The following is a 9,654-nucleotide window of genomic DNA, read 5'->3' on the forward strand; positions in this document are numbered from 1 at the left end:
GCCAGGATCGCCACGCGTCGCTGCGGAGGGTCGACATAGGCCGCACTGTTTCCAGTACGGCCTCTTGGCTGCGCATCAGGAGCGCAAGGGAACGGCCACGTGCGATTTGAACAGCCGGGTACGGATGTCCTTGGCCAGCATCAGGAAGAGCAGGGCAAACCCCACATAACCGTTGATCACGTAAACGACATTGATTAGGCGGTCGAAGGGGATGGTCAGGCCGACGACGGTGCCGATCACTGCAAGCGATACCAGCAGGATACGATGACGCGGGCTGTTCTCGTCCGGGGCGAAGCGTTTTACCGGCGCCCACAGCAGTGGCGCGGCGGTGGTGAAGATGGCGACGAACACGATCAGCGCGAAGCCGAACGCCAGAGCTGGATGAATTTTGGCGATCAGCGCCAGGGTGGGAATCTGCGTGCCGGCCACGTCACCGAGGTGGGCAGCCAGGCCCAGCATCATGGCCAACACGGCCAGGCTGAACATCACCGCGCCCAGCGTCGCGCCCCAGCAGGCTTCCTTTCTGCTGGAGGCCGACTTGCCCAGGTTGGTCATGAACGCGGCCAGCCACATCATGCAAAAGCCGACATAGGACGCGCAGGCGATGAACCAGTTGCTGCTGGCCTGCATGATGGTGCGATCGGTTACCAGCGGCTCCAGTTCAGCCAGGTAGTTTTCCAGCCCGCCGGGCGCCATGGCATAACTGATGACGCCGATCAGGATCGCCAGAACGCTCAGCAGTGGGCCAATCAGACCGATGATTTCCACCAGGCGCTTGAAACCGAAGAGCAGCGTCAACAGGGCAAGGCTGCCCATCACCGTGCCGCCGACCCAGTTCGGCCAGCCGAACTGCTGATGCAGCGCAGCCCCAGCGCCGGCGATCATTACCCAGAAGGACATGAACAGGAAAACGACCGAAAAATAGTCGAAGAAATTGCCGATCAGTCTGCCGCAGTAATACTGATAAATACTTTTAGGCTCGTTGAACTGCTGTTCATAGCCGGCGCTGACGAAACTGAGATTGACGTAGACGAACAGCAACAGCATGAGCGCAACGCTGGCGATGCCACCATAACCGTATGCGACGAAGTACTGCATGATCTCCTGGCCCGTGGTGAAGCCAGAACCCACCAGCAGGGCGATCAGTGCTCCAGCGGTCAGCATTACGCGCATAAAGCGCACGGGATTGTCGTTCCGGGACATAGATATTGCACCTTGTATTCTTGGTCTTGTTGAGGCGGCAGTGACGGAAGTGGGTCGCAGTGCAGGACGCACCGGACGCTTCGTTTAAGGGCTTTGCGGGTTCCTTGCAGCTGAGATGCTGGAACAGTAAGTGCGGGGCGTCGTTTTCGGTGCGACTGCAAGCGGCATTAATTCGTCTGGTTGCGACGCAGCATCGGAGTCGTGACGCTGAAATAGTTCCGATTTGCCGAGTGCGCGCGAATCGGGAAGAATCCCAAGCCAGCAATGTTCTCGATGGCCGCCAAATGAATAGGCAGAGGAGGGTGCGCTTAGGCGATGGCCCCATTGGGGAAGTGTCTCGAGTATGCCGCTTCTGAAAACAAGTCAAATAACAACCGGTTCGGAAAACGTCTTGAAAGTGTTGCCAAAACGTAGCTTCAGCGAAGCCATGCAGGGGAAGAACCTGCGTTTCGTAGATGACAGGAAACAGCCGGTCAAACAGGCCCGGGTAGGTTTTCTGTTACTCGAGCATTTCTCCTTGCCGGCCTACACCCAGGCGCTCGATACCATGGTCACGGCTAACCTGATCAGCCCCGGCTGCTTCGTTACCGAGTCCTACAGCCTGACTGGCGAATCGGTAACCAGCGATCTGGGGCTGGTGATCTGTCCTGGCGCGCAGATTCAGCTGTCGCATATGGCGGACATGGATCTGCTGGTGGTCTGTGGTGGCCTGCGTACGCCACTGAAGGCGGCGCCGGCACTGAGCGCCTTGCTGCACGGTGCGAACAAACAGTCTGTAGAACTGGCCGGGTTATGGAATGGCGCCTGGTTCCTGGGGCAAGCCGGGCTACTGGATGGCCACAAATGCGCGATCCATCCGGAGCATCGCGCCGTGCTGGCAGAAGTGGCCAAAAACAGTCAGGTGACCAGCGAAAGCTACATGGTCGATGGCAATCGGCTGACGGCCGCCAGCCCGAGCGGAGCCTTCCATATGGTGATGGAATGGATTCGCAAGCGGCATGGCCGGGAACTGGCCGATGGCATTACCGACATCCTGGCCTTCGAAGAATCGCGCTACCGCCGTGCACGTCCGTCGCTGCACGACAAAATGAGCGAGCCGCTGCGCAATGTGGTGCAGTTGATGTCCGCCAATATCGAAGAGCCGCTGAGCCTGAGCCAGATCTCCGAGTATGTCGGGCGTTCCAGGCGGCAAATCGAGCGGTTGTTTCAGGACCAGATGACGACCACGCCAGTGCGTTACTACCTGGAGCTGCGCCTGACCGAAGGGCGACGCCTGCTGCAGCATTCCGATTTGCCGATCCTCGATGTTTCCCTGGCTTGCGGATTCGTCTCATCGAGTCATTTCAGCAAGTGCTACACAGAGTTCTACGGTTATCCGCCGTCAAAGGAAATGCGCCTCGGTAACGTCCGTTCCTCGAAAGGCGATGTGGGTGACTCTTAAATATTGTAATTATCCTATCTTATTGATTTTTTTATTAAAAAACCATATGTGTCTTTTATAGACTGTAAAAAACAACCTAGAATTTATTTTTTTACATTTTTCAAAGGCCAGCTACGCTCATAACGAACTGTGATCTATCGAAGGATTCAGGGAGGGCGCATGGGGCAAATATTGCTGCGGGAGGGCTTGGTTGTCGTCGCGAGGGGGCATGTTGCAACAGTTAATAAATGTCTTCCCAACTTGACGGTCGAGGTTGTCCTAAAAAAAAGCAGTGAAAAGTTAGTTGTCGACATTGACGAAATTGAGCATTTGCCTTCAAGGGATGAGGATAATATTAATCTGCTTCAAGTTGAGTCGCTATCAAGCGAGTCGGTAGTGCCCCTGGAGGAGTTGCAGGCCGCTCAGTCACAGTTCGACTTAATAAAGAGATACTTGGCAAAAGAACTCAACTTGGCTCAGGCGCTAGAGCAAGCAGGCGTCTCAAATGGTACCTTTTATAGAAACATTAAGTTTTATGATGAGGAAATTGGTCCAGCGTCTCTGCTAAGGATGAAGAGAGGGAATAAGAAAGGCTCAAGAAGACTCATTAAAGATGTCGATGACGTAATAAAGCAGGCAATCAAAGAGGCGTACATAGGAAAGTCGGCAACCATAGCTGCGGTTTTTCGCAAGGCGGAAGAGATATCCATTAGGCTTGGTTTAAAGCCACCTTCTCGATCGGCAATATCTGCACGGCTCAAAGATATACCTGAGAAAGAGCGTCATCTGAGAAAGCATGGGCATGAGGCGACGAGTCAAAAATATGCAGCAAGACCAGGTAAAAAGGAAATTCATCTGCCGCTTGAATGGGTGCAGATGGATCATACCAGAGTAGATCTGATATTGGTCGATCAAATTACACGCCGACCAATAGGCAGGCCCTGGTTAACTGTCCTCATTGATGTCAAGACCAGGGTTATTCTTGGTTATTATCTAAGTCTATACCCGCCATCTAGCCTCTCTGTTGCCTGTGCTGTAGCGCATGCCGCACTTCCTAAAAATCAATTCCTTAAAAGACTGGGAGTGAGCGCAGGTCTACATCCATATTATGGGGTTCCAAAACTCTTGCACATGGATAACGCAAGTGAGTTCAAGACCGTTAAATTTCAGCGTGCATGTGTGCTACACAAAATTGGCTTGAAATGGCGACCAATTGGGGCAAAGCATTATGGAGGTCATGTTGAGCGTTTGATCGGCACACTGATGACCGATTATGTGCACTTCTTGCCCGGTACTACTCACTCCAATCCTGTTAGTCGCAGAGGTTATGATAGTGAGAAAAATTCTGCACTGACCTTCAAGGAGTTTTGCCAATGGTTTGCAGGGCAGGTCGCTATTTATCATGGGCGTAAGCATAAAGGGCTGGGCCGCTCTCCTGCGGCGGAGTGGAAGTCGCATTTTGTTGATTCCGAAAACAACGTTACTCATCCTCCGATAATTTCCGATCCGTGGACGTTTCGCCTTGACTTCATGCCGGAGATGAGTCGGAAAATCCACCCCCAAGGCGTGACTCTAAATGGTAAATGGTACTGGAGTCCTGGATTAACTCCCCATATAGGTAGAGAGAGAGTGGTCATTAAGTACGATCCGCACTCAATGGCGACAATATGGGCAAGGTTGGATGGAGGATATATTCCGCTGTACTTTTCTGATGTGACGACCAGTGACTTTGCATATGAGGAACACAGGGCGCTATTGAAGCTTAGGCGAAAAGAAGGCGTCACACCAGATGGAGCATTGGAAGATCATGCTTTGATAGATGTGATAAAAGAAAATGCGCAGATAGTGAAGGGAGCGATAACGAAGACAAAGCGAGCGAGAAAAATAATTGCTGCCAAATTCGAGCATGAGACCAGCACGTGGATCGCTGACGAGACTATATCAGCGACTGCTCCAGATAGGTCAGATGTAGAAATCAAAAAACCTGACTACTCGAAAAAGGCGACGCCCTATTCTAGGAGGTCTTGATGAGTTCTTATGAGCACTTAACGGAGAGCGCTAGGGAATTGGCATGTTCATCTGACGACATGCGGTTGGCCGCTATACAGCGAGATAGTTTTTACATTGACCACCCTCAATCAAATAGCATTTTAAAGATGGTTGAAAATGTACTGGCCGTTCCTAGAAGAATGCAGGCGCCGTGTATGATTGTAACCGGTGCTCCTGGCGCCGGTAAAAGCTCAATCATTCAGCAGATAAGGAATTCTGAAGCACTCTCTAACCAAATTGTCTTTCTAGACATGGTTGCGAACCCATTTAATCTAAAATTTGGTGAGTTGCTTGTTTCGGCACTAGGCCTCCCTCATGGGCTGATTAAGTTCGGACACCCCAGAAAAGCCACGCTTCCGGCGGAGCTAGCCGAAGTGATAAAATTGAGAAAAATAAAGGCTCTGATTATAGATGAACTGCACGAGTCAATGCTGGTGGCGAGGCCAGAGCAACTTAAAAATTTGTCCATTCTGAAGTCGCTATCCAATAATACTTATGGATTATCAATAATAGGTTTCGGTATTGATCTCGCTAGGAACGCTTTGAGTATGGATGAACAGTTCTCTAGGCGATTTTATAGCGTCCAGATTGATGACTGGAGAGAAAGCGAGTCTTTTAGATCGTTTCTGGCGGGGGTTGAGCAAAATCTACCATTAAGAAGGCCGTCAAACCTTGATGGCGCTGAGGTTATTGGGTTTCTTTTAGAGAATACCAGTGGGCGAATGGACTCTATTATGAACTCAATTAAATCTGCTGCATGCTACGCAGTAAAGTCGGGAGAGGAACGCATCACCATAGGCTCTTTGGTAAAAGCCATTTCGACGCCGTGGAGTTACTAATGCGCCTCCTAAATTTATGCCCCGCCAGCGTGGACGAGTGCTTTTCATCCTGGATATATAGATGCATGATAAAGTTTCCTTGGGTGAAGTTCTCATTGGAAGGAGTCAGTGTAAAGGGTGAGTGTGATAGGCATGGTGAATTAGTTTATGAGGATCCGGATTTTGACATTGGCTCTAGCTATGTCCAGGATGTTATATCGAGGTTGAATCTCGCTGAGGATGACTATTTGCGATTCTTTGATAAGAAGCCTGGCAAGCTCTTGTCATGGCAAAGCCGTCGATTTTACTGTCAAGATTGTATAATAGATGACATTAAAAATAATATTCTTCCATGTTGGCGGCGGAGCTGGTGCAGTGCCGTTTGCGTATTCTGTTCGTTCCATGAGAAAAAGTTGTCGAGTATTAGGTTTAACTGTGATCCTATTGGTAGAGGTTGGCGAGCATTCTCTGAGTTTTCGCAATACCCCTACCATCAATATCAAGGTACTAGAAACTATAATCTGTGGGAGAGCGAGAGTCTGCAGGAAGCTCTTTATGATCTTGCAATCCAAGTATTTGAGTGGTATGGCTCTAGCGAAGAGGCGAGGGTGGATAGTGCGGGTGCTGATGCTGCCTCAACTGCATACTTTGATCTTGTTTTTGAGTTATTGACACAGGCTCCCAGCCTCCATAATTCAGGCGGCCTGTCTTGGTCGTTTACGTTTGCTTTTAAGCTGAGACTAGGGCGTTATCGAAAAGATTATTCTTGGTTGCTTGAGAATGGCGTTAATGAGGTTGATATAAATCAAAGGATTTGTGGGGTAATTTTAGCTGGTAAGGTGCTTGGGATTCTCTCTGATGAAGAGGTTGGGCGTCTTGATTGCATGGTGGATGATTTGTTTCCTTATTTCGGTCTCAGCAACCTAGAACTAGGGTTTACATGTGCAAATTATAGTTCTATTGGCGATTATTATTATCTTCTGTCTAGGATTGGTCGGCTTCCACACTCAAGCCAGACGCGTTTTGATGGCTTTGTTGCAGGTTTGACCCCTGAAATGTAAGTAGCTCTGAAGGAAATAAATTTCTCGTCATTGGCGGCCGACATGTGAGGATGGCGTGCTAGCAATCCAACGCAATTAGCATCCACTTCGGTATTTTACTGGTCATCAATTTGATTAAGTCGTCAGGCCTAAGCGCTTTCTTAATCGCAGCAGTACATTCTGGAGTAGCGCCTTCTTTGCCGAGATAAAACAGTGCACTGATAGCCATCCCCGCCTCAGTCCCGGCATGCTGCATCACCATCGGGGCCGCATGTATCAGTCGGACTTCAGCTTTACCTATGAATACTGAACGGCTGGCTCCGTTGGTGTAATAGATTGGAATGAGCGGCATCTGGGTACTGAGCCCAAACCTCCTGACGGCATTGGCACCATGGATCTGTAAAGACAGGTGCTTCTGCCTGGCAATTACGCTGATCAATTCCCAGAGATTGGGACGAGCCCTCGCAACGTAAAGTCCGGGTTTTGGTCGCATATAAATCCCACGATACACCCGTTCGAGCTCGCCTCGGTTGACCAGTCGAGCTATTGCTTTGGATACGGCGTTTTTCGTTCCAAACCCTGTGAAATGGCTAATGCTGAACGGCTGCCCTTTAGGTAGGCGCTTGACTCGTTGCGCAATCCGGGCGGATACCGACTGGGCTAAATCAGTGCTGAGCATCGTGGCGTTCACGCCTATAGCGTGAAGTCTAACGACGAACTGAAAAACGGCTGATGGAACGCAATCACCCTTCGCCGATATTCATCATCTTGAGCGTCGTTTACTAGGCACTCTTCGAGGCGCCCTAGCGAGAAAACTTGATCGGCGGACGGGTAGTGTCTAAGCAGGCTTTTCGCATAGCTGCGAATGTCATCAGGTAGCTCGGTGTTACGAGAGAGGTCGCGGAGAAAAGCTTCGGTATTGACGACACTCCGGGTTCTTTCATGCGGCAGGGTCAAAGCGGCTACCTCCTTATTCAGTTATTCCAATCTACGAGACCAGAACGGGCAAGCCGCGCGCTTACCCCTAATTTGTCCGCGATTCGTCGTGGTGCGGCTGATGGCTTTTCAACCCTACAACCAGTTCTTTCCCCAGTAGTTGTCTTTGCTGACCAGACCAAAATCTTCAGAAGCAAAAGGCTGCTCATCATCGAACATGCCATTGACCATACGCTCCCGACGCAACCCGCTCAGCACCCTGAAAAAGCAGGGCTCACAGAGATGAATCCGGTAGTGCTCCCCATCATGCTGGGAGCCATATCCCCATTGGGCTTCAAGCTTGCCGTATTGGGGGGCATAGCCGGGGATACTCGTTCCAGAGCGGCACACGTCGCAGATCACATCCTCAACCACATCGACCAGTGCCTGCGACTTACTCTCCATGCACACCTCACGATTACGTTCCACACGACGTCGGCTGGTTATGGATTCATGAACACCAACATCATTGGATCAGCCTCGACTGGCTGAGCATCAAAAACAAGCCAGTAGCTGCTGCCGATAATGCTGGGAAAAGCTGACCTGGTAAGCGGGCTCAATTGCAAAGCCGCCCAGCGAAATCATGTTCGTAGGCTGCGATCCAATTCCCGATTCTGCACCACCTAACCCCGCACCGTCGAAACCGTCGACATGACCCAAAGTGCCCACCGGCTCAGGCCTGGAGCCTGGAGTAAAACCAGGCATCTGCACATCGCTCAAAACTGCCAGGTCATCAGGCAGGTCATCCGAAATTCGCTCCGCAAAACCCTGAAGCGTTGGCTCCGCCAACATGAATAACCATGCCTGGTCGTCGGACTCACCTGTGCGCCGCAGCACTCGCCCCAGTACTTGCCGGTAGTGCAGTTCGGTGCGGATACGGCTGAGATAGCAGCACACTTGCAGGCGGGGAATGTCGGTGCCTTCGCTGATCATTCCGACGGCCACAATCCAGCGGCAGGCGCTGCTCCGGAATGCATTGATCACCTGCTGCGCATCCGGGGTTTTGTTGGTCACGATGCGGCACTCTTCACCCATTGCTTCTAGAGCCAGTGCAACTTGCTGGGCGTGTTCGATGTCGGTGGCCACCACCAAACCAGCGGCATCAGGTTTGATCTGGCGTAGCTCGTTCAGCTTGCTGCAGCCAAGATCGAGGATTGGATTGATCACCTCGTCATGACGCAGAAGCTCCTCATAGGTGACAGGTGACTCCCCTAAAAGCTTGGCGATGCTGGGAAACAGCCTCACGGAGCTATCCGCGCCAAGCTCTTCCGTAAGTTTCACCTTCTGATTGTCGAGCAACACGATGCGAGGTGATCGGCACACGCCGTCGGTAATGGCATCTTTCAAGCCATAACGGTAATCACAGATCAAATGCCCCTCGGGCGAAGAGTAGCGAGCCAATGCGATGGCCTTGTCATCCGAACGCCAGGGCGTGCCAGAAAGGGCCAGCGTGAAGGCAGCGCGATCTTGTATCCGATGCAGTATCTGCTGCCCCCAGGCATTGCTGAGCAGCGGATCGTGGCCGGCGCAATGGTGGATCTCATCGAAGACCACTAACACCCGGTAGTCATCAAGCAGCTGCCAGAATCCCTCATCACGGTATTCCATAGCCTGATAGGTATAGGCCGCGCCCACGGCACCTATCTGGCCGTCGAGACGCCTGCCTAGCACAGCCGCAAAGGTCGAACGAAAACCCTCCACGACCTGGCAGGAAGGCGCAAAGCACAGCACCAAATCAATTCTGTCCTGCTCAAGCAGTCGGCTGGCCAGTTCTGCAGCCATGCGCGTCTTTCCGGCTCCCGGCGTTGCCTGGCAGAAGAAATGCGGCGTGACGGTAAAGTGCTCCAACGCCCGAGTGATGCAGCTGTTCTGCCAGCTGCGTAGCGAGCTGCTCATCGTGGTGCAGCGAGCGTTTTGAGGGTCTTTTCGATGGCGCGCAGATGCCCCAAGAGGCGAGAGCTGCGATCCCTGGCTTCCAGATAATCGCCTTCAACCTTGCCCCGCAAATGTGGCATCTCATCCAGAAGCAACTTGAATCGCTCTGCCTCACCCATTGAAGAAAGGAAATCCAGACGGATCTCCTTATGGAGTGCCTCCAGCTGCTGATCCGTATTGGCTGAAGATTGAAGCGTAAGCGAACGGGCATCAC

At 51.7% G+C, this 9,654-nt stretch carries 9 protein-coding genes and 1 pseudogene; 4 read left to right on the plus strand and 6 right to left on the minus strand.

Annotation, left to right across the window (positions count from 1 at the left end; all coding sequences use genetic code 11):
- Positions 1–75: 75 nt before the first annotated feature.
- Positions 76–1,203 carry a hypothetical protein gene (locus B3P22_RS05370; protein WP_232106200.1) on the minus strand — a complete coding sequence of 376 codons (1,128 nt, stop codon included), beginning with the start codon at positions 1,201–1,203 and terminating at the stop codon, positions 76–78.
- Between the two features lie 400 nt (positions 1,204–1,603).
- Between B3P22_RS05370 and B3P22_RS05375 the strand changes: the two genes are divergently transcribed.
- From B3P22_RS05375 to B3P22_RS05390, 4 genes are all read left to right on the plus strand, one after another.
- Positions 1,604–2,644, plus strand: a complete 1,041-nt coding sequence (locus tag B3P22_RS05375) for a GlxA family transcriptional regulator (protein WP_296270246.1) — start codon at positions 1,604–1,606, stop codon at positions 2,642–2,644.
- 159 nt (positions 2,645–2,803) lie between these two features.
- Positions 2,804–4,651, plus strand: a complete 1,848-nt coding sequence (locus B3P22_RS05380) for a Mu transposase C-terminal domain-containing protein (RefSeq protein ID WP_296270234.1) — start codon at positions 2,804–2,806, stop codon at positions 4,649–4,651.
- Positions 4,651–5,511 (plus strand): TniB family NTP-binding protein, encoded by an 861-nt coding sequence (locus B3P22_RS05385; RefSeq protein ID WP_084929466.1) that lies wholly within the window; start codon positions 4,651–4,653, stop codon positions 5,509–5,511. Before B3P22_RS05380 ends, B3P22_RS05385 begins: the two co-directional genes overlap by 1 nt.
- Before the next feature lie 65 nt (positions 5,512–5,576).
- The gene (locus B3P22_RS05390) at positions 5,577–6,551 is read left to right on the plus strand and encodes a hypothetical protein (protein ID WP_296270238.1); all 975 of its coding nucleotides are present in this window, start codon (positions 5,577–5,579) and stop codon (positions 6,549–6,551) included.
- Positions 6,552–6,609: 58 nt separating this feature from the next.
- On the opposite strand, the gene B3P22_RS05395 is transcribed toward B3P22_RS05390, so the two are convergent.
- The 5 genes and pseudogenes from B3P22_RS05395 to B3P22_RS05415 form a co-directional block, all read right to left on the minus strand.
- On the minus strand, positions 6,610–7,209 hold the full coding sequence (locus B3P22_RS05395) for a DUF6088 family protein (RefSeq protein ID WP_236204890.1): 600 nt from the start codon (positions 7,207–7,209) through the stop codon (positions 6,610–6,612).
- A 14-nt stretch (positions 7,210–7,223) separates the two neighbouring features.
- On the minus strand, positions 7,224–7,487 hold the full coding sequence (locus B3P22_RS05400) for a BPSL0761 family protein (RefSeq protein WP_084929464.1): 264 nt from the start codon (positions 7,485–7,487) through the stop codon (positions 7,224–7,226).
- A 114-nt stretch (positions 7,488–7,601) separates the two neighbouring features.
- Positions 7,602–7,910 (minus strand): hypothetical protein, encoded by a 309-nt coding sequence (locus tag B3P22_RS05405; protein ID WP_084929463.1) that lies wholly within the window; start codon positions 7,908–7,910, stop codon positions 7,602–7,604.
- A gap of 90 nt (positions 7,911–8,000) precedes the next feature.
- A complete protein-coding gene (locus B3P22_RS05410; RefSeq protein WP_296270244.1) occupies positions 8,001–9,401 on the minus strand; it encodes a DEAD/DEAH box helicase in 1,401 nt (466 codons plus the stop codon).
- A pseudogene (locus tag B3P22_RS05415) lies at positions 9,398–9,654 on the minus strand (hypothetical protein); the annotation flags it as partial. The gene B3P22_RS05410 and the pseudogene B3P22_RS05415, both read right to left, overlap by 4 nt.

Source organism: Pseudomonas sp. UBA6323, from assembly GCF_002439135.1.
Classification (GTDB): domain Bacteria; phylum Pseudomonadota; class Gammaproteobacteria; order Pseudomonadales; family Pseudomonadaceae; genus Aquipseudomonas.